Annotated in this window: 16 protein-coding genes and 7 tRNA genes; 16 read left to right on the forward strand and 7 right to left on the reverse strand. The window is 46.8% G+C overall.

The genetic code is table 11. The features are described 5' to 3' along the window. Positions 1-8: 8 nt before the first annotated feature. The 4 genes from GCE9029_RS02875 to ltaE all read right to left on the reverse strand — a co-directional run bounded on the left by GCE9029_RS02875 (position 9) and on the right by ltaE (position 5,426). Positions 9-2,384, reverse strand: a complete 2,376-nt coding sequence (locus GCE9029_RS02875; protein ID WP_062660944.1) for a Lon protease family protein — start codon at positions 2,382-2,384, stop codon at positions 9-11. Between the two features lie 179 nt (positions 2,385-2,563). Next, on the reverse strand, positions 2,564-3,331 hold the full coding sequence (locus tag GCE9029_RS02880; RefSeq protein WP_062660945.1) for a 3-hydroxybutyrate dehydrogenase: 768 nt from the start codon (positions 3,329-3,331) through the stop codon (positions 2,564-2,566). A gap of 94 nt (positions 3,332-3,425) precedes the next feature. After that, complete coding sequence (locus GCE9029_RS02885) at positions 3,426-4,346, reverse strand: DUF808 domain-containing protein (protein ID WP_062660946.1); 921 nt, start codon at positions 4,344-4,346, stop codon at positions 3,426-3,428. A 69-nt stretch (positions 4,347-4,415) separates the two neighbouring features. After that, complete coding sequence (gene ltaE / locus GCE9029_RS02890) at positions 4,416-5,426, reverse strand: low-specificity L-threonine aldolase (RefSeq protein WP_062660947.1); 1,011 nt, start codon at positions 5,424-5,426, stop codon at positions 4,416-4,418. Between the two features lie 143 nt (positions 5,427-5,569). Between ltaE and GCE9029_RS02895 the strand changes: the two genes are divergently transcribed. Next, positions 5,570-6,304: a sulfite exporter TauE/SafE family protein gene (locus GCE9029_RS02895; protein WP_062660948.1), complete on the forward strand. Its 735-nt coding sequence runs from the start codon at positions 5,570-5,572 to the stop codon at positions 6,302-6,304. A 67-nt stretch (positions 6,305-6,371) separates the two neighbouring features. Here GCE9029_RS02895 and GCE9029_RS02900 read toward each other — a convergent pair whose 3' ends face one another. Both GCE9029_RS02900 and GCE9029_RS26270 read right to left on the reverse strand, forming a co-directional pair. Then, the gene (locus tag GCE9029_RS02900) at positions 6,372-7,415 is read right to left on the reverse strand and encodes an ABC transporter substrate-binding protein (protein ID WP_062660949.1); all 1,044 of its coding nucleotides are present in this window, start codon (positions 7,413-7,415) and stop codon (positions 6,372-6,374) included. A 75-nt stretch (positions 7,416-7,490) separates the two neighbouring features. Beyond that, a complete protein-coding gene (locus tag GCE9029_RS26270) occupies positions 7,491-7,778 on the reverse strand; it encodes a hypothetical protein (RefSeq protein ID WP_157487759.1) in 288 nt (95 codons plus the stop codon). A gap of 38 nt (positions 7,779-7,816) precedes the next feature. Here GCE9029_RS26270 and GCE9029_RS02905 point away from each other — a divergent pair, with 38 nt between their 5' ends. From GCE9029_RS02905 to GCE9029_RS02975, 15 genes are all read left to right on the forward strand, one after another. Beyond that, a complete protein-coding gene (locus GCE9029_RS02905) occupies positions 7,817-9,100 on the forward strand; it encodes an NAD(P)/FAD-dependent oxidoreductase (RefSeq protein ID WP_062660950.1) in 1,284 nt (427 codons plus the stop codon). A 114-nt stretch (positions 9,101-9,214) separates the two neighbouring features. Next, the gene (locus tag GCE9029_RS02910) at positions 9,215-9,823 is read left to right on the forward strand and encodes a 2OG-Fe(II) oxygenase (protein ID WP_062660951.1); all 609 of its coding nucleotides are present in this window, start codon (positions 9,215-9,217) and stop codon (positions 9,821-9,823) included. An 88-nt stretch (positions 9,824-9,911) separates the two neighbouring features. Continuing rightward, the gene (locus GCE9029_RS02915) at positions 9,912-10,520 is read left to right on the forward strand and encodes an alpha-ketoglutarate-dependent dioxygenase AlkB family protein (RefSeq protein ID WP_062660952.1); all 609 of its coding nucleotides are present in this window, start codon (positions 9,912-9,914) and stop codon (positions 10,518-10,520) included. A gap of 157 nt (positions 10,521-10,677) precedes the next feature. Beyond that, a tRNA-Cys gene (locus GCE9029_RS02920) sits at positions 10,678-10,751 on the forward strand. Positions 10,752-10,755: 4 nt separating this feature from the next. Beyond that, positions 10,756-10,831 (forward strand) — tRNA-Gly (locus tag GCE9029_RS02925). Positions 10,832-10,894: 63 nt separating this feature from the next. Further along, positions 10,895-10,971, forward strand: a tRNA-Met gene (locus GCE9029_RS02930). A gap of 123 nt (positions 10,972-11,094) precedes the next feature. Then, positions 11,095-11,170: transfer RNA gene (locus GCE9029_RS02935), tRNA-Gly, on the forward strand. Positions 11,171-11,328: 158 nt separating this feature from the next. Next, positions 11,329-11,405 (forward strand) — tRNA-Met (locus GCE9029_RS02940). A gap of 32 nt (positions 11,406-11,437) precedes the next feature. Then, positions 11,438-11,513, forward strand: a tRNA-Gly gene (locus GCE9029_RS02945). 55 nt (positions 11,514-11,568) lie between these two features. Then, positions 11,569-11,645, forward strand: a tRNA-Met gene (locus GCE9029_RS02950). A 724-nt stretch (positions 11,646-12,369) separates the two neighbouring features. Continuing rightward, positions 12,370-13,173: a hypothetical protein gene (locus tag GCE9029_RS02955; protein ID WP_062660953.1), complete on the forward strand. Its 804-nt coding sequence runs from the start codon at positions 12,370-12,372 to the stop codon at positions 13,171-13,173. Between the two features lie 12 nt (positions 13,174-13,185). Beyond that, positions 13,186-17,214, forward strand: coding sequence for a zinc-dependent metalloprotease (locus GCE9029_RS02960; protein ID WP_062660954.1), 4,029 nt, complete (start codon positions 13,186-13,188; stop codon positions 17,212-17,214). 109 nt (positions 17,215-17,323) lie between these two features. Continuing rightward, positions 17,324-17,818, forward strand: a complete 495-nt coding sequence (locus GCE9029_RS02965) for an Lrp/AsnC family transcriptional regulator (protein ID WP_062660955.1) — start codon at positions 17,324-17,326, stop codon at positions 17,816-17,818. Between the two features lie 192 nt (positions 17,819-18,010). Beyond that, complete coding sequence (locus tag GCE9029_RS02970) at positions 18,011-18,976, forward strand: arginine deiminase-related protein (RefSeq protein WP_062660956.1); 966 nt, start codon at positions 18,011-18,013, stop codon at positions 18,974-18,976. 183 nt (positions 18,977-19,159) lie between these two features. Further along, positions 19,160-20,092 (forward strand): DHH family phosphoesterase, encoded by a 933-nt coding sequence (locus tag GCE9029_RS02975; RefSeq protein WP_062660957.1) that lies wholly within the window; start codon positions 19,160-19,162, stop codon positions 20,090-20,092. Positions 20,093-20,139: 47 nt separating this feature from the next. Here the strand turns inward: GCE9029_RS02975 and GCE9029_RS02980 are convergent, their stop codons facing one another. Next, positions 20,140-20,499: a HopJ type III effector protein gene (locus GCE9029_RS02980; protein WP_062660958.1), complete on the reverse strand. Its 360-nt coding sequence runs from the start codon at positions 20,497-20,499 to the stop codon at positions 20,140-20,142. Positions 20,500-20,692: the final 193 nt, after the last annotated feature.

Raw genomic sequence — 20,692 nt, forward strand, 5'->3', positions numbered from 1 at the left:
TCATGCGATTAGGCTTTTGAACTTTTCTTTCTGAGTGCATCCAGCTTTTCTGCGGCTTTATGCAGCACGGTATCAGTCTTGAATTTGCCTTTGCTATCCGGTTTTCCTGCTGGGATACCCGTGAACAGTTCGATAGCTTCACTGACATGATCGATGGCATAGATGTGGAATTTCCCTTTTTCAACGGCATGAATGATGTCTTTGCGTAACATCAGGTTGTGCACGTTGGAGCGGGGAATAATCACACCTTGAGAAGATTTAGGTCCTTTTATGGTACACACGTCGAAGAAGCCTTCGATTTTCTCGTTCACACCACCAATGGGTTGCGCCTGACCAAACTGGTTCATCGAACCCGTGATAGACAAATCCTGACGCAGCGGTATACCGGAAATCGCAGACAGAATCGCACAGAATTCCGCCATAGAAGCACTGTCGCCATCCACACCACCGTAGGATTGTTCAAAGGTAATGCGCGTGGTCAGCGGTATTTTCGCTTGCTTACCCAACAGCGACGACAGGTAGGCAGTCAGGATCATCACACCTTTAGAGTGAATGCTGCCACCCAGCTCAACGCTGCGCTCGATATCCAGTACCGCACCATCACCAAACGAGGTCGTTGCAGTGATTCGGTTAGGTGCTCCAAAGCTGAAATCGTTGGTTGCCAGCACAGACAATGCATTCACCTGGCCCACAGCTTTGCCTTTAGTGTCAATCAGAGTTGTGCCAGTAGTGAAACCTTCCATGACGTGGTCACGCAAGCGGCTGACACGCATGTCGCGGCTTGCCAATGCTTTCTCGACATGGGATGCACGGATGATATTGGCATTACTGACTTTGGCCTGGTAGTTGGACTCGCGCAGCAAATTGGCTATGTCAGCAGAGTGCAGGGAAAGCTTGTCCTGATCGCCAGACTGACGACTGCTGTGCTCAATGATTCGGCCAATAGCACCCGGGTCGCAATGCAACAGGTTGTTGTCGTGACAAATGCTGGAGATGAACATGGCATATTTCATTTCGCTGTCATCATTGCGTGGCATGTCATCTTCGAAATCTGCGGTCACACGGAACAGCTCACTGAACTCGGCATCATAATTCTGGAGCAGCTTGTAGGTGTGATAATCACCGAACAGGATGATTTTTACATCCAGCGGAATTGGCTCTGGCTCGAGCGAGATAGTGCCGCTGAGTGTCACTTCGCGCTCTAGTGAACTGAGCGAGGCTTTACGCGAGCTCAGTGCGCGCTTCAAGCCATCCCAAACATAAGGACGCTCAAGAACTTTCACCGCATCAATCAGCAGTACACCGCCGTTGGCACGATGGATACTGCCTGGGCGGATCAGCGAAAAGTCAGTGAATACTGTGCCTTTGTAGGTCGCATTTTCGACGTAGCCGAAAATGTTGTGGTATGTCGGGCTGTCTTCGACGATAACCGGCGGCACTTCTTCTTCCTGCGCGACCAACACATTGACCTGATAACGACGCGGCAATTTCTTATCCAGCGCTGCATAGGCGAGGGCGGCTTGCTCTTCGCTTTCTTGCAGGAAGATATCGAGGTTTTCCAGCACATCGCCTTGCATTTCTTTCAGGTATTTCTTCACCTGAGGCAGGTCAGAATAGGACTCGATCAGCTTCACCATATGATGGGAAATGGCTTCGGTCGCAATTTCTTCATCCAACTTTTGCTGTTTCTCTGCATAGGTTTCTTCCCATTCGGTCAGCTTACGCACCAGACCACGGAGCTGAATTTCCAGATCACGAATGGCCTGATCGAAATGCTCCTGCTCTTTCTGGGAGAGAGCATCGAAGGTTTCTTCGGTATGCGGTTCTTCGCCATTCAAGGCAATAAACTGATAGTCGCCGGAAGTGGTGATAGAAAGACTGACGCTTTGCAGTTTTGCTTCCTGACTGAGTTCCCCCAATGCACCTTCCTGCATTTCTGTCAGGCGGTTTTTCAGTGCGTCGGCGCGCGAGTAGTACATCTCGTTGTCAAAGGCGAGCTGCAGGGATTTGCCCAAGCGTCCCATCATTTTCTCAAGGTCTTTTTTCAGCTTGAGGCCGCGGCCAGCTGGCATTTGCAGCACTTTAGGGATGCGCGAATCTTGAAAGTTGGCGACATAACACCAGTCATAAACCGGATGAGTATATTGCCAATGACGGCTGAGGTAGCGCATCACCATAGTTCGCTTGCCGAGACCGTTCTGGCCGACTGCGTAGATGTTGTAGCCTTTTTCCTTAATGGACATCGCAAACTCAACGGCCTGACGAGCGCGATCTTGCCCCACAATCTCTTCGAGTGGTTCAAGATGCTTGGTAGATGAAACGTCGAGTTTGGTCAGCTGTGAAGTGCGATAGAGCTTGTCACTGGTTAATGGCTGATGTGGCATAGCGCTCTCCTTTCACTGTGTTTCTCATAAAACTCAGTGTAGCGCCGTTAACTTACTGATTTTGAGCTAAAGAATCGCAGACGTGTTGGCATTGTGGGCTGGCGCACTATATTCATTGGTTTATGGTGAACAAGTGCGCAAAAAGTAGTCGATATGGTTCAGCTTTTGGGAGCGAGGAATCAGTGCGCTGTCCAACCGCCGTCGATGGTAATGGCCTGTGACGTGATGTTCTTCGCAGCAGGAGAGCAGAGAAAAAGGGCGGTTTCGGCTAGCTCACTCAGATCAATGAAGGCTTTTTTCGGCATTGGTTTAAGCATGATGGTGTTGATCACTTCTTCTTCCGTGATGCCGTGATTTTGCGCTTGGGCGGTGATTTGGTTTTCCACCAAGGGAGTTTTTACGTAAGAAGGGCAAAGTGTGTTGATGGTGACATCATGCTCTGCACTCTCAAGCGCAATGGTTTTGGAAAAGCCGAGCAGACCATGCTTTGCTGAGACATACGCTGATTTGTAGGGAGAGGCGACAAGGCTGTGAATGGAGCCAACATTGATGATTCGCCCAAAGTTGCGTTCGTACATGGAAGGGAGAAAGGCTTTGGTCAGCATGGCTGGGCCACACAGTAAAATGTCGATGATAAGACGCCATTTGTCCTCGGGGAATTGCTCCAGCGCGGAGACAAATTGGATACCTGCATTGTTAACGAGAACATCGACGTGTTCGTCTACACGTGAAGGAGCAGAAGCCAATTGTTCGGAGTTGGTGACATCCAGCTCTATACCCTGAACATCCACATCGAATTGGCTTTTCAATTTGTTGACGGCGTTATCCAGCGCTTCTTTATTGATATCTGAAAGGGTGATCTTGTGGCCCGCCTGCGCAAAACCTTGCGCCATGCCAAAGCCAATTCCGCTTGCACCACCTGTAATAAAGACATGTTTTGCCGTCATTTCCGTTCTCCCTAACGTTGGCTGGTTTATCCAACGTTAAGGGTAGTTAAAAATTCAGGCAATCCGTAGTAGTACGCAATTGCGGTGTTTAATCTCAGGATTTGGATGGTTTCAATTTGCTCGCAACACTGAAAAGTCCAACGATAACCAGTCCTGCAACCAATCCAATCAAGCCATTAAGAAGAGTTGGTACTAGTGCGGATATTACAGTGCCCACTGTCGGTATTAGCGCAGTTTCCTGAGCAGCGTCTGTAATGAGTTCCGAAAGCAGATGAACGCCATGGGTGAGGATGCCACCGCCCACTAAAAACATGGCGATGGTACCGACGATGGAAAGCCCTTTCATCAAATAAGGCGCAAAAGAGAGCAAACCACGGCCTACGGCTTGTTTGATACTTCCTGCTTTCTGGCTGAGATAAAGTCCGGCATCATCGATTTTGACAATCACTGCGACCAAACCATAAACGCCTATCGTCATCAAAAACGCGATGCCGAACAGGGTGACAACTTGGGTGAGGAAGGTGGCTTCTGACACGACACCTAGCGTGATGACAATGATTTCAGCAGAGAGGATAAAGTCAGTACGAATGGCACCTTTTATCTTTTGCGCTTCGTATTCTGCTGCGTCCAGCGTAGCAGTGTTAAAGTCCTGTTCGCTGGCAGAATGTTCTTCTTTTTTGTGAAAGAAGGTATGCAGTACTTTCTCAGCACCTTCATAACAAAGGAAAAGACCGCCTAGCATAAGAAGAGGGGTGATCAGCCAAGGCGCAATCGCACTGATAGCGAGGGCCGCAGGCACCAGTATTAGTTTATTGAGAAACGACCCTTTGGCGACGGCCCAGACGACGGGTAACTCCCTGTCGGCTTTGACTCCGGAAACTTGTTCGGCATTCAGGGCAAGATCATCTCCCAATACACCGGCAGTTTTCTTCGCGGCGATTTTACTCATGACAGAAACGTCATCCAATATCGTAGCAATGTCATCAAGCAATGTAAGAAGGCTGGCTCCTGCCATGGTCATTCCTCTTTTATCTATACAAAAAGAGGCGGATAACCGCCTCTTTCTTCGTTAATTCAAAAACGCTTAGAGCTGTTTTTCTATGGCTGCGAGCAGCGTATCTATGTCAGATTTTGTCACGTCTTTGTGAGTCACAAAACGCATCGCCTTGTGAGAAGGCGAGAACATAATCCCCTGTTCTTTCAACGCCGAAGCAATCGCATGAATGTCAATATGCGTTGCAACGTCAGCGTAAACAATGTTGGTTTGAACCGGGTAGATGAAGGTATTGAATCCCGGAATCGCACCGAGATTTTCAGATAGATAGCGTGCGTTGTCGTGATCATCTTTGAGACGTTCGACATTTTCAGTCAGGGCAATCTTACCCGCGGCTGCCAAAATGCCAGCCTGACGCATGCCACCACCGACCATTTTACGCAGTCGACGTGCACGCTGAATGTAGTCAGCATCGCCCAATAACAGCGAGCCAATTGGTGCACCCAGGCCTTTTGACAAACAAATGGTCATTGAATCGAAGTGTTGGCTGATTTCTTTGATGTCTACGCCGAGCGCTACCGATGCGTTGTAAACACGTGCGCCGTCCAAGTGAAGTTTCAGATTATGTTGATTTACGAAATCCCGGGCTTTCGCCAGGTATTCCACAGGAAGTATTTTACCGCCTATGGTGTTTTCCAAACTGAGAAGTTTGGTGCGCGCAAAATGAGAGTCATCCGGTTTAACCGCCGCCGCGAGCTTCTCAAAGCACAAAGTGCCGTCTTTGTTGTTTTCGATAGGTTGAGGTTGTACTGAGCCAAGCACTGCTGCGCCGCCTGCCTCATACTTGTAATTGTGCGCTTGTTGACCGCACAAATATTCGTCACCACGGTCGCAATGTGACAAAATACCCAGCAAGTTTGCTTGGGTGCCTGATGAAGTAAATACCGCAGCCTCAAAACCATGGCGCTCAGCAGCCCACTGCTCCAGTTCGTTGACCGTTGGGTCGTCACCATATACGTCATCACCCACGGGCGCGTTAGCCATGGCTTCGCGCATTTTTTGATCCGGCTGTGTCACTGTGTCTGAGCGAAAATCAATCATTCTTATCTGTCCTGATTACATCTATGATCGAGTAAGCAGATTACTCCTCATTGAAGAAAAAGTAATTACAAAACATCAGGAATCATTCTGTCGTCCATAACTTGAGTCAGAAGGGCTGGGTCGATACCAATGGGAGGAAATATATGGATATGTCGCTGGTTTTCATCTCGTTAGCCTGTCTTGTGACAGGCTTTTCAAAGTTCTCAATCGGTGGGATGGGGCTTATCATTTTGCCGCTGACTATGCTGGCATTTCCAGGACCGGAAGCGCTGGGTGTGATCATTCCGCTTTACCTCCTTACCGACTTTATTGCCGTGCTGACTTACCGCAAAAATGTAAATTGGCGTGTGCTGGCAAAACTCCTGCCTTTTGGCGCGCTAGGCGTCATCGGAGGCACCTATGTTTTGGGTAACATCGACCCACATACCTTCATGACGATTCTGGGTATTTTGATTTTCACACTACTCGGTATGTCAATCTGGCTGGATTACCACCCACTTCCTGTTTTTACCAATCGTTATGCGGCGAGTGTTGCTGGTGCATTGTGTGGATTTGTTGGAGTCCTGGCAAATGCCGCTGGCCCACTGATGGGACTTTTCCTCCTTGAACAGAAGATGGATAAATCCGCCTATGTGGCAACACGGGTTTGGGCGTTCCTGACCTTGAATATCATGAAGCTGGTGGGCCTGATCAGTTTGGGGCTGATTAACACAGAAACCTTACAGGCGAGTGCGAGTGGTTTGCCGGCGCTGTTTATCGGGATGTTTATTGGCTACAAGGTGTTTGCCCGAATTTCTGCAGAGCAGCTTAAGTTGATTGTGCGTGGGGCAATTTCACTGAGTGCGGCACACATGCTTTTCTTTAAGTCGTCGAATTAGCTATAACCCATCAGAATAAAACAAAAAAACCGCGGCTCATGGCCGCGGTTTTTTTCGTTAAAGCGAGTTAGCTTTTCAGCAATTGCCAGTAACGGTTGTAGATGCTGACCGCTTCACCCACATCGTTAGTGAATTCGCCTTTTTCAACATCTTCGTCTGATGGGAAAATCACGTTGTTCTCTGTGTATTCCGCAGACAATTTTTCCTTCGCACGCTTGCTTGGTGCTGGGTAACCCAGCTCTTCGACCATTGCCGCTTGGTTTTCAGGGCGGTATAGGAAGTCGATGAACTTATGTGCAAGGTCAACCTTCTCAGCGCCTTTCGGGATGATAAAGTTATCCATCCACAGGATTGAGCCTTCGTCTGGGTAAACAAATTCGATGTTTTCCATCTCGGCTTGCGCCAGGTAGGCGTTACCGTTCCACTGTTGACCGATACCGACTTCGCCCGTCACAAATGGTACGTGCGGTGCATCTGAGTTGTAAACCACGACATTTGGACGCAGATCTTTCAGCATTTCATAAGCTTCTTTGATCTCTGCTTCGTTGGTGGTGTTGATGCTGTAGCCTTTGGCTTTCAGAGCCATCCCGAAAACATCCCGCACGTCGTCGAGCAACATGATTTGGCCTGCGAACTCGTCGTTCCAAAGATCAGCCCATTTGGTCACATTGCTGCCATCAACGATGTCACCGTTGTAACTGATAGCCGTCACGCCCCAGATGTAGGGCAGGGAGTAGTCGTTGTTTTTGTCGAATGGTTGACCCATCAGACCAGGAATAATGTCCTTAACATGTGGGATTTTCGATTTATCGATTTTCGCCAACATGCCTTCGTCGCTCATGCGCTGGATAAAGTATGTCGATGCAAATGCAAGGTCATAGCCTTTTCCATCAAGCAACTTCAGCTTGGTATACATGGATTCATTGTTTTCAAACGTTGAATAGTTAACTGAAACATCGTACTCCTTCTCAAACGCCTTAATCACACCCATTGGCATGTACTCGGCCCAGTTGTAGATATTCAGTACTTCATTGTTTGCAGAAACGTTGAAAGAAACTGTTGCGGTAAGTGCGATGCTTGCCGCTTTCACCCCTTTAAGATATTGGTTCATTTGGTTTTATCCTTAAGTGGCATACCCAAACTACCTTAAGGCACAGGCAGACTTCCTTCCTCTCGCCTACGTGTCTTACTTATAGCGTGATGGGGAGTAGAACCATTTACTCGCCTTCCACCATGCCCCTCGCAAAACCTGTCTTTTCGCTGAAAAAGCGCCTTGAGGTAGTTTGGGTAAATACCAAGCTGAAAAATGAACGCGCATCATCAAAACATTTGTCCCCTCTGTCAATGAGAATCCCCTTGAAAAGGTAACAATTTGTGCGCCGCGCACAGCATCAACGAACCCAGTAATTTTTGAGCTTAGTGAGGGGGCAAGAATCCCTTGCTTGCAATGTGGCTTAGTGCGAATATTCGCCATCTTTTTAATTAACCCTTTTATCAGGATTTAGTCGCGAAATGGCGAAAGAACACGGGTATATCGATAGCTACTATCAAGCAACGGCAAATGTTTTGCCTGAACAACCAGAGTTAACCAGCGATATTCAAGCGGACATTTGTATTATCGGCGCGGGTTTAACGGGTACGAACGCAGCGATTGAACTTCGTAAGAAGGGCATGAGCGTGGTGGTACTGGAAGGCCAACGCATCGCATTTGGTGGCTCAGGTCGTAATGGTGGTCAGGCGCTGGTGGGTTACTGTCTGGGTCTTCGCGAAGTTGACGAAGAGTACGGCCCAGAATGGGGCAAGCAGCTTTGGGATTTGTCCGTTGAATCTATCGATATCATTCGTGAACGCATCAGCGAGTTCAACATCGATTGTGACTTCCAGGAAGGTTACATCGAACTGGCGTTGAATAAAGGTCAGGAGAAAGAACTGAAGTCCTGGCATGAGCTGAAGCATGGCCGTTATAACTATCCGGTTGCCGAGTGGTGGGACACTGACAAGATTGAGCAGGTAGCGAACACCCGTCGTTATTTGGGCGGCTTATTCGACCCAAACAGTGGTCACGTTCACACCCTGAACTACACACTGGGTTTGGCGCAAGCTGCTATTTCAGTTGGCGCGGAAATCTATGAAAACAGCCCAGTGATCAAACTGGAAAAAGGCGCAGGGTTTAACACGGTAAAAACCGCAAAGGGCAGCGTGAAAGCAAAACAGGTTCTGCTTGCTTGTAACGCATACCTTGATGGCCTGCATCGCAAGGCGCAATCAAAAGTGCTGCCTGTGGCTTCTTACATTGCTGTGACTGAGCAGCTTGGCGATCGCCAGCCAATCACTAACAAGATGGCGATGTCTGATCTGAATAACTGTCTGGATTATTTCCGCCCGACTGCTGACGGACGCATTCTGTTCGGTGGTGTGAACCATCCGTTCAATGGCGAGTATTCAGACAGTCAGGAGCGTCTGCGTCAGCGCATGCTGAAAGTGTTCCCACAGTTGGGTGATGTGAAGATGGATTATCACTGGGGTGGCTTGTTTGCGGTGACCCGCAGCTATATGCCGGAAATCTCGCATTTAGGCAACGATATCTATACAGCCCATGGCTACACTGGTCATGGCGTTGGTTTGACCAATATCGCAGGCCGCGTTGTTGCTGAAGCAATGGCAGGGCAGGCAGGACGTTTCGATGTGTTCTCACGTATCGATCATGGCTGGATCCCAACGCCGAAAGTGCTGCGTAAACCTGCGCTCGCGATGGCGATCTGGAAAGCCAAAATGGAAGACGCTCTGGCGAACTAATGGCACATCCATCTCACGATTAGATTTTTAAATCCTTCTCATAAAATCTGTGATTTGAAGCAGCACTAGCACAAGGGGTAGATTCGCTACCCCTTGTATTTAGAGGTGCTGACAATGAACACAGATAAGTTATTAGACGCACTTCATACCCAAGGTTGGTACGTGTGGGATGATTTCCTGAATGCAGAAGAAGTAGAACAACTTCGTGATGCCATTCCTGAAAGCATGAAACCTGCTGGCATCGGACGACACCGGCAGCACCATACCAACAAACAAATCCGTAGTGACAAGATTTCCTGGCTGGAACGCGGAAAGCATCCTGCCTCGGACGATTTTCTCTCTCGAATGGAAGCGATAAAGAACGACGTCAACCGCCACTTCTTTTTGGGTTTGTTCGAGTATGAAGCGCACTTCGCGCGTTACGACATCGGCGATTTCTATCAAAAACACCTCGATACTTTCGAAGGTCGTTCCAACCGCCGTTTAACCACGGTGATGTACCTCAATGATGAGTGGGCGGACGAAGATGGTGGCGAGATTGTGATTTATGATATCAACGATAATCATCTCAACACCCTCTGGCCAAAAGCGGGACGTTTGCTGGTGTTCCTGTCGGAAGAGTTTCCCCATGAGGTACTTCAGACTAACCGAGAGCGTTACAGCATTGCTGGCTGGTTCCGTGTGAACGGCATGCGTGGCAACCGCGTCGATCCATCTCGATAGAAACTGTATCGTTGTACCGTTTTATCTCCCTCGATTGTTGGGAGGTAAAACGGTATCTTCATCTCACACAAGCAATAGTGGAGGTGAGATGTTTCAGGGCGATCTTTTTCAGCAAACAGGATGGATAGACATTCCAGACGGGAAACTGTTCTGGGAGCCTGAGTTTATTCCCAACAATATCGCTTCTGATATTTTTCACCATCTCTCCCAATCTCTTCCTTGGGATCAGCTTCCCATCAAAATGTTTGGCCGTGAAGTGCTGCAACCTCGAATGCAGGCATGGTTTGGCGACGCTTATTCATACTCAGGGCTCCACCTAAAGGCCGCACGTATGCCTGAATCATTGCTTTCATTGAAGTCCCAATGTGAGCAAACGTCTGGTGTGACATACAATTCTGTGCTCGCGAATCTTTATCGTGATGGACAGGATTACATGGGGTGGCATCAGGACAATGAAATAGAGTTAGGTCCTGAACCTAGCATTGCATCACTCAGTTTTGGTGAGACTCGACGCTTTGTTCTTCGACACCTTCAAACAGGAGAAAAACGGGAATTTGAATTGGGTTCTGGTTCTCTGCTGATTATGGCGGGCAAAACCCAAACTTATTGGCAGCACGCAGTGCCGAAAACCGCAAAACTGAGGGGGCCGAGAATCAACCTCACCTTCCGGAATATTAACTTCTTAGCGAAATCCTGACCAAAAAAGGCTCGATATGGTCGATTTATATCGACTTTGCCGTGAATTTGAGCGAACGAACTTTTTTTTCAAAATTAGTGTTGACTAGATCACGTGAATCCGTAGAATGCGCTCCGTACCGCAGAGGAAGGCAACTTACTGAAGCGGAACAAACGAAGGCGCGTTGGCAGAGTGGCTATGCAGCGGATTGCAAATCCGTGGACCTCGGTTCGACTCCGGGACGCGCCTCCATGATGCGACACTAGCTCAGCTGGTAGAGCGCAACCTTGCCAAGGTTGAGGTCACGAGTTCGAACCTCGTGTGTCGCTCCAATCTCTTTTTGGGGATTGAGAAATGGGAATCGCTGTCATTGTGCGAGAACAATGAGATACGGACGCGGGATGGAGCAGCCTGGTAGCTCGTCGGGCTCATAACCCGAAGGTCGTCGGTTCAAATCCGGCTCCCGCAACCAATTATTCGGACAGTTTGGGTGTTTTTGTTTTGACATAACCCTCAGGCCGTCGACGGAAGCGCCGCCCGGATAAAATCCGGCTCCGCAACCACATTCAGTTTATTCGGCTTAGCCGGGTAACATGCGACACTAGCTCAGCTGGTAGAGCGCAACCTTGCCAAGGTTGAGGTCACGAGTTCGAACCTCGTGTGTCGCTCCAAATTTTGACTTTCGATTCATCGGAAGTGTGATACGCAAGGAACCTTGCCAAGGTTGAGGTCACGCCTAAGCCTTGAAGATCGGGAACCTCGTGTGTCGCTCCACTATCTCTTAGAAGAGGTGGGAAGTTGTCATCGTACTTGAACGGTGAAATACGGACGCGGGATGGAGCAGCCTGGTAGCTCGTCGGGCTCATAACCCGAAGGTCGTCAGTTCAAATCTGGCTCCCGCAACCACATTCAGTTTATTCGGCTTAGCCGGATAACATGCGACACTAGCTCAGCTGGTAGAGCGCAACCTTGCCAAGGTTGAGGTCACGAGTTCGAACCTCGTGTGTCGCTCCACTTTCTCTTAGAAGAGGTGGGAAGTTGTCATCGTACTTGAACGGTGAAACACGGACGCGGGATGGAGCAGCCTGGTAGCTCGTCGGGCTCATAACCCGAAGGTCGTCGGTTCAAATCCGGCTCCCGCAACCACATTCGAAAGCCCAGACTTAGGTCTGGGCTTTTTTATTTTCTTTTTCCATTAATTATCTTCAAAGCTCGTTTCTTCATTCCTTCTGAAATCCCCCCCCCTCCCTCTGATGATGAAAATTCAATATTTATGAATTTAAATTCATTTCATGTTGAGCTTAATTATTGGTCATCAGGATATTTTTTAACCACTTATTGAACATTAAAATTATATTTTCCTAGTAACATCAGGCGTTGAAACTATTAATGTAAAACTTATTTATACCTCCTTTACCTGCATTTTAAGTGCATAAAATATGACTTCCTTGTCGTTTCTCAAATTGTAAAAAATCATGACATAGCAGATCTATCTGCTAACTAGGTTGTCTTTTTTGGTCCATATAACCATGTTTAAATTTTCATGCAATATAAGAAGCGATCTATACAAATCATATAAAACAGTTGGTTGCTGCTTATTGTGTATTTAGATGTGAATTTTGAAATATATTGAAACATCGATTATGACAGATTTGTTAAATATGAGATATGTGTCTAATGAAGTGTAAAGAAATGGTGATCATAAAAAGCATTATGATGTACTACTTTGACAGTACAAAAGCGTGCATTAATTCCATATATGTAATATCTAATTAGATATACAGACATTATTAAAATCAGATGCCAGGCGATCTATTTGTACTTGAAATAACAAATTCGAAACTCAGGATGTAGTTCAAGGAAGATACTTATGCAAAAGACGCAGCTTGGATGCGGGGGCATCTTTTTGTTGGCGGCCAGTATGTCGGCAACAGCATATGCGGATACTGAAGATCCTTCCGCCTTGGGAGGCAAAGCCAGCATTTTTTATAGCCAGAATGGCTACAACAAAGATGACTACCGCTCGGTCCGTTCACTTAACTGGAGTGCGACGGCAAATTATAAAATTAGCGAGAATTACTCAGGCTACTTGACCACAGGTGGTTATCGCGCGTACGAAGATAAAACAGGAGATTTTTTTACTGACAGTGTGCTTGGCGTGTCCCGATCTTCTCTCTTTTCGTTCGGAGAAACGGGCAAAGTCGGCGCATCCCTACAATTTACTATTCCAACTTCGGAAACATCCAAAAAAGAAGACCTTAACACCGCAGCAAGGCTGGGCTTGTCAGTCTCGGGTAAAACTGCGGGATTCGACCTTTCTATCGCACCGCGATATCGCAAAAACTTTCATGAATACAAGACAACGGTTAATGGAAAAGTGCTGACAGAGCATGTGGTTTCTGTCGTTTCCAGCGTTGGCTATGGCTTAGGCGACGCCTACTTATCAGGCTCAATTATTGGTGGCACTTCGTGGACTTATTCAAGCGTTCGTCGTGACTGGACATACGTTGGCCAGTTGAGCGCCAGCTACAAGTTCACTGACTCGTTATCAGGGGCATTGTCTGCATCTAACTCGGGCGTTTACTTCGATGCAGAGCAAGGCACGCTCGGCAACATTGACCTATTCGACGAGAAATCGGCGACTTACACCGCCACTTTAACTTATTCATTCTAAAAGGACTTTGGTATGAAGCTAAACAGACTTTTATTGTCTGCGTCCATCGCTGCCGTGTTGGCTGGCTGTGGGGCAGATGACCAAGAATATCAAACACTGGAAACCCGCTCTGATAAAGAAAGAGCCGTTTCTGAATTCAAAGAAGGCCGCTGGTTATACGTACCGACTACGGGCGCTGCGCCGCGTTTCGCCCTCAGTCAGTTCCCCTTTTTGCAGGGCGTACCAAAACTAGTGGAGCTTTGTTTTTCAGAAACCGGTCTTGAGTTGCGAGAGTACGATAAGAACTACCCAGACAGAGCTCTGAGTAAAGACGTAAATGGTTTTTGTAACGTTGCTGGTGAAAACGCTAATGACGACAACACTAACTTCCCTGCGGTAGTCAAGATTCCAGGTGACTTTGCGGCTTATCGTTGTAAGGAAGATACTTATGGCGACTGTACAAACAAAGAAGAAAAAATCAAAGATGGTGATTTCAACGTAAAAAACAGCACACATTTTACGCCTGAGTTTGTAGACACTAAAACCATCGATCTCAACTATGTGGAACTTTTCGGTATTGAAGACGGTTTAACAGAAGTTGGCGAGCCTGAGCTTATCCATTGGGAATTTGATCCGCAAAATGGCGTGATTAACTTTGAGCTCGAACGCACGTTCAGTGTAAACCTCGACGCTTTGAATGGCCATATTAGCTTTGATACCAAGGCAGGCTTTGATGACATCCTCCGTGATGGTGGTTTTAAATCTCGTTTCTTCTACTCGCTGGTACATGAAGACTTGGTTAAATCAAACGACTATACGCCAGTCCTTTACCCGGTGAATGATGAGAACGAAATCGGTTTCTTTACTTCGTCTACAAGGGTTATTGATCCGGTAACGAACAAATACTATCGAGATGTCGTTTATCTGAACCGATTTAATCCGAGCTTGCCAAGTATTGACTACTATCTGTCAGATAACTTCTTCGAGCCAGAGAACAAAATCTTCCTTGATGCGACGATTGAAACTGTCGAGAAGATGAACAAAACACTGAGTCTTGATAAGACTGGTGTCCCGCCGATTCGTCTTGTTAACCCTGCTTCAGGAGAGGGTGTACACCCTGGCGACCTGCGTTACAACGTCATCAATCTAGTTGATGAGCCTTTAGATAACGGACTGCTAGGTTATGGACCATCGGTTGCCCACCCTTTAACTGGTGAGATTGTCAAAGCCCATGTTAATCAATACTCGGGTGTCGCGCGAACTGGTGTGAAGATCTACTGGGATAATATGGCGCGTGTTTACAATCGCGGAGAGTTGTCACCTGGCTTTGCTTATATGGATGCAAATGGCCAAATCCAATCGCCTTCCCCAGAAGTCACGGAAAAAGTATCTAATCAAAGATTGCGTGCTACGTTTGCTGCACTTGAAAAATTTGATGTGCCGGCTTATGAGCCTTCATTCAGTGAAGAGTTTGCGCTTAGCCAAGTTGCAGAATCTGTTCCCGGCGAATTGGCTGGTCAATTTGATGACAAATTCGAGAATATCCAACTTCAGGAAGAGCGTCGCTTAGATTTTTGGGCTCGCAATAGCATGTACCCGGTAGAGGCTTCTTGGGTATCTTCGACTACAAAAGCTGAAATCGACCGTCTTCCTCTGGTTGACGATAGCTATTTTGTTGTTGATGAAGCGACAGGAACTAAGCGCCTAAAATACTGGCATGAGTTGCCAGAAGACGTGAAACCAAAGGTTGCTGACGCTATCACTGTAACAACCTACGCTAACACATTTGTACACGAAATCGGTCATAACTTAGGTCTACGCCATAACTTCAAAGCATCTAATGACAAGGCAAACTTCTTCACCGAGGCCCAGTCACGAGCTTTAGGAATGAACGCAGTACCTGCATACAGTTCCACGATGGACTATGCGCCAAGTATGCTTGATGAGACTCCGACTTGGGGTCTGTATGACTTAGCTGCATTTAAATTCGGTTATGGACGTCAAGTAGATGTAATTGCTCCAGAGGCTTTTGGCGCTTTGGATACTGAAACTGGTGCATTGGTAAATCAGGGACTGTTGGCGTGTACACAAAAAGGGCTTTCAGATGAAAGCAATCCTAGTGCGGGCTTTGTTTACACCTGTGACTTGGACCGATTGGATGCACAAGTTAATGTAGATTACTTCAAAAATGACTTTGGTAGCGCGCGTTATGGCGTTATTGAATACTTGGGTTCTTTGGGTGAAAGCACTGGTGTCGAGGTCTCAAGAAAAGACTATGCATTCTGTACAGACGGCAATGTTTCTCTGAATAGTGATTGTAACCGCTTTGATGAAGGAACAACGCGCGAGGAAATCGCAACCTATTACTGGCAGAACTACCTAGATAGCTTTGACCGCAGAAATACTGCCGTTTACCGAGATGGCCGTTTGTATAACTCTGACTATCCTTCTTACATTGTTCGTCGCTATAGCGAAATGAACGAAGTACGCGAGATGTTAGAGCATGCTGAGATGATAGATGGAATATTCCGCAATTATGGTTTTGCTGAAGCTTCTGACAAACCATTGGATTTCATCGCGCGTCTCACTCAGCAAAGCTGTACTTCTGGTAGCGCAAGTAACGCTTGGTACTGTGATTATGGCTTGGCAACAGAGCGTGCTGCTCAGTTTATGCTGGATGTGATGGCAACACCTGAACATCAGTGTTTAATCACAACAGACGGCCAGCAGAGAGTTGCATCTCTTGGTGCTGTAATTAACCTTGGCTCATTTATGTTGCCGTCAAACTATCAGGTAGGTTTTGCATCGTGTTTTGACGCCGAAATCGAACCATTGCTTGAAGATCAGTTTGGCCGATTTGGAGCTGTGCAGGTTATTGCTGAGACTGAAAATGGCCGTTTCCTAAATTCAACGCGTTCAGTGAACCCGGATGTTCCATACTCCAATGCCGTTTCCGCACTGGGTATGTGGCCAGACAAATTGATTGCTACACACGTACTTGCGAGACGTTATACTCTTCGTTGGACTGATGATGGTGAGCACTCTTCATTGATGGATTGGCCTGGAGTAAAAGCAGAGTTTGACAACATAGTTAACAATATGCTGTCTGGCGCTCCTCTAACTACACCTGTGAAGTTGGTTGATGCAAATGGCAATGATGTTACAAGTATTGCTACTGTAGACGTAAACCTGCATAAAACTCAGTTGATCGAATCACTGCCACCGAGCTGGAGTTGGACTCTTGATTTCTTTGGCGTGGATACGGGTAAACGTCAATCGCTGGCTGGCTTGATTTTAAACCGCGCGGCACAGTCCTCTTTTACTTCGGATTTGGATCTGAAAGAAAAGGCAGTAGCGCAGCGTGCTAGTTATTCAATCAATTCTGCTAGTCTGGAAGACATTGTTCCGGGTGATCCACTGAATTTCTCCATCGCTAACAGTCGTTACTTCGTGACCAAAGCTAACTCTTTAGCTTACGAGTACGCGTCTCAATTGGTTGGTAGCGACGGTTATACGACTAAGTCGACACTGGATAACTACGCGAAAGCTGATTTGAATGCTACTTATGATCAAATCACAACTGCTTACGGAGGTATGTTGGGAATTATTGCTGCATACCGCACGCCAGTAACGTTCGCTGATTCGGCATTCATCAACGATGCAGTGGCAGCTTTGCCTGCAGATTGGAGTGCAGCAAAACTGGGCGACCTAAATACCATTCTGAATGCATATCTTGATGCAGCAATTGCGGGTGGTGATGTTGTGTATGACAGTGCAAATGCGACAATGTCATTCAAGGGTGGTTCAACCCATAGTGTCGCAAAAGTAACAGACGCTATTGGTAAAACCTATGAGCTGCTGGCATTTGGCTATAGAGATACACTTTTGAGTGCAGTTGATGCTTACTCTGCGAGTTATGCGTCTGCGACTGCTGAGCAGAAGGTGCTTTGGGATCTCGATTACGCCCTACTAGGCGCCTATGTAACAGGTAACTATGATGCGGTTGCTGGTGAGTACTACAAAGTGCTTTCTCAAATGCCAGTTCTTGCAGAAAGTAACTAGTTGAGTTGATTTAATCTATAAGAGCCGACGATTGTCGGCTCTTTTTTTGGTTAAATTGTCTATTAAACGTTAACATGACTTTTACTATTAACTGTTTGATAGACTAGGTATGGCAAACACCAATGTAACCACCCTCGATCGCACAGATATCGAAATCCTCCGCATTCTCCAATCCAATGGCCGCTTGCCAGTTGTTGAGCTCGCCAAACGGGTAAACCTCACCACCACACCTTGCTCTGAAAGGGTAAAACGCCTCGAAAGGGAAGGGTACATCTCTGGGTATCATGCGGATATTTCCGCAGAGAAACTTGGTTTAGACGTGGTTGTGTTTATCCATATGCGCCTCGACCAAACCAACCTGTCTATCTTTGATAAGTTCGCTAAATCCGCGATGTTGATTCCGGAAATTGAAGAGTGCTACTCACTTTCTGGCGATTTCGACGCCATGGTGAAAGTGAGGGTGAAAAACATAAAGGCATATCAGAAGTTTATGTCGACCCGCATCATTCAACTTCCAGGTGTTATCCAAACTAGAAGTGAAATTGTGATTGCAGAATATAAGCGGAGCGCAGGAATCAACCCAGATCTCATTGCGATGTCTTAAGAGCGAAACGTTAAGACAAAGTAAAGGGCATTTTTTGTGCTGCATAGGTATATTACCTATGGGTTCTATCATTGATAGTTAATTTATTACCCCAGTCGACATATTTTCTTCGTTTTCAGGTAACTTTCCTTTGTGACCATGGCTAAACTAATCCCTATAACAACAATGTTAATAAAATGTTGAGGTGTTTAGATGGTCGCACCCATTCCGAGAGATACGATCAACTCTCAGGCCACTGTCCACGCAGCAAACGCTGTGGTGATGGTGCCACCTATTGATTTCAAATTTAACGTGGAAACTAGCGCAGACAACGAGTTCCAGAAATCCCTGACTCTTTCTGATGCAGAAATCCGTACCAAAGCCCTAAATGAGTTCTATGGAATGGTAGAGCTATTGCGGTCACACGGAGTGAATGTGACAGTAATGGACTATTCCTCAGAGCAAGGCGAAACACCGGACGCCGTATTCCCCAACAATTGGTTTTCTACCTCTATTACTGGTGATATTTACCTCTTCCCAATGGCATGTGAAAACCGCCGTCGTGAAGTTCGATCGGATACCTTAGTCAAGGCATTGCGAGAGTCCGGATTCAAAGCTCCAAAAGTACATAGCCTTGGTGATTTAAATGCACCAAAAGCCTTTTTGGAAAGCACCGGAGTTATGATCATGGATCATGTTAACTCCACCGTTTACGCAGCTCTATCAGTGCGCTGTGATCGTGATTTACTCCAGCAGTATGTAAATCGCGCGGGATTCAAAGAGGTCATTTATTTCGATACCCGAATGTCTTCTGGCTCGCCCGTCTATCACACCAATGTGATGATGGCAGTGGGTGAAGGGTTTGCGGTGATCTGCGACGAGATAATTGAAGAATTTGAGCGTCGCAGGGTACTGAACTCGTTGCAAAAGACAAAAGATGTCATTTCGATCAGCGAGGAGCAAATGGGCCAATTCTGCGGCAACATTCTTCAACTGCAGAACGAAAAAGGCGAGCGACTGATAGCGATGTCCCTCTCGGCATACAACGCTTTTACCTTAGAGCAAAAGCGTGTGCTACGTCAGCATGGCAAGTTAGTTCCGATAGATGTTTCAACCATTGAAACCATTGGTGGGGGCAGCGTGAGATGCATGCTGGGAGAGAACTTTCTGCCACGATGATTCAAATAGCTCAAAAGAAAGCCGCTGAATAGCGGCTTTTTTCTTTTCTGACAAAGCACTGCATTCAACAGGTTGCCTCAGTAAGTTGCAGATTCGGGCATTCGTCTTATTCTTAAGGTATGTGCAACATCGATTAGAAGAAAGCCATCAGAGGGTGCGCCCTCATTTATGGGAGTGAAACGAATGCCAGAAAGACGATATCGTCTTATCACACGAAGTGACTTCGACGGACTAGTGTGTGCGGTGCTGTTAAAGCACATCGACCTGATCGATGAAATCAAGTTTGTGCATCCGAAAGACATGCAGGACGGGGTCGTTGAGATCACTGAGTATGACATTACGACCAACTTACCCTACAACGCCAAAGCCCACCTTTGTATTGATCACCATGCTTCCGAAATGATTCGTAATCAGGAGCTAAGTGCCAACCATATCATCGACCCTGATGCGCCATCCGCAGCCCGTGTCGTGTGGAAGCACTTTGGCGGTGAGAACACCTTCCCAGAGTCATGGGACGAAATGATGGAAGAGGTCGACAAAGGCGACTCGGCGCAATACACCAAAGATGAAGTGCTTTATCCGGAAGGGTGGGGGTTGCTTAACTTTATCATGGATTCGAGAACTGGCCTTGGCCGCTTTCGGGACTTTCGTATCTCAAACTACGAATTGATGATGGACTTGATCGATTACTGCAAAGACAAACCCATCGCAGAAATAATGGCTCTTCCTGACGTCAAAGAGCGCGTGGATCTTTATTTTAGTCATCGTGAAAAGTTTCAAGAGCAAATCAGACGCTGTACCTCTGTGTGTGGGAACTTAGTCGTTTTGGATCTTCGCCATGAAGACACAATCTGGGCGGGTAACCGCTTTGAAATTTATGCCCTGTACCCGCAATGCAACATCTCTGTACACGTTCTATGGGGCTTTCAGAAGCAGAACACAGTGTTTGCCTGCGGAAAGTCCATCTTTGATAAATCATCGCAGACCAACATTGGTGAATTGATGTTGAAGTACGGTGGCGGTGGTCACGAAAATGCTGGTACTTGTCAGGTTCCAAACGAGATGGCCGCACAGATAGAAGACGAACTTATCGTTCAAATCAACAAAGATGGGTAAGAGCGGAACGGATAAATATATAAGCCCCTCAATTGAGGGGCTTTCTTTTAACTGTCTCTAGGCTCCTTGGGTGACAGGGGGAGCCTGTCAAAAGAAACGCCTTTCCAACCGTTATGGATGAAGTTTCGAATATTCAGGTGATCCTTACCACTTGGGTGGCCGAGAACATCATCCCTATAGTATCTGCCAAAACATGCCAGTACCGCGCGTTCATCAAGACCGTGCAACTTTCCAAACGCAAAAATCTTGCATGAACCCGTGTTTTGACCAGCTTTGTTGACTAAGTCGCCATTCATAAATTCAGCCGGCGAGTAGTGGTAAAAACGATCAATGACTGAAATGGTGTCTTCAAATTCAACGAGCTCGGGGGTGTTCGAAAGTTTAAGTAAGAAGTTACTGAGTTGCATGATAATCCTAACTGCTGATTGCTTAACAAACTGGCTTCAATCACGAACCTGAAATGAGGTAGGTATCAGATAATTCGCGCAAAAACCTCGCTAAAGCATTTCCATAACAAACTGTTTTAACAGGATGATACGGTAAAGTGAAGTATCAATTACGTTTCCTTATTATGCGTGAAAACTTATGAGGATTTGTCTT

The organism is Grimontia celer, assembly GCF_900055185.1.
Lineage (GTDB): Bacteria > Pseudomonadota > Gammaproteobacteria > Enterobacterales > Vibrionaceae > Enterovibrio > Enterovibrio celer.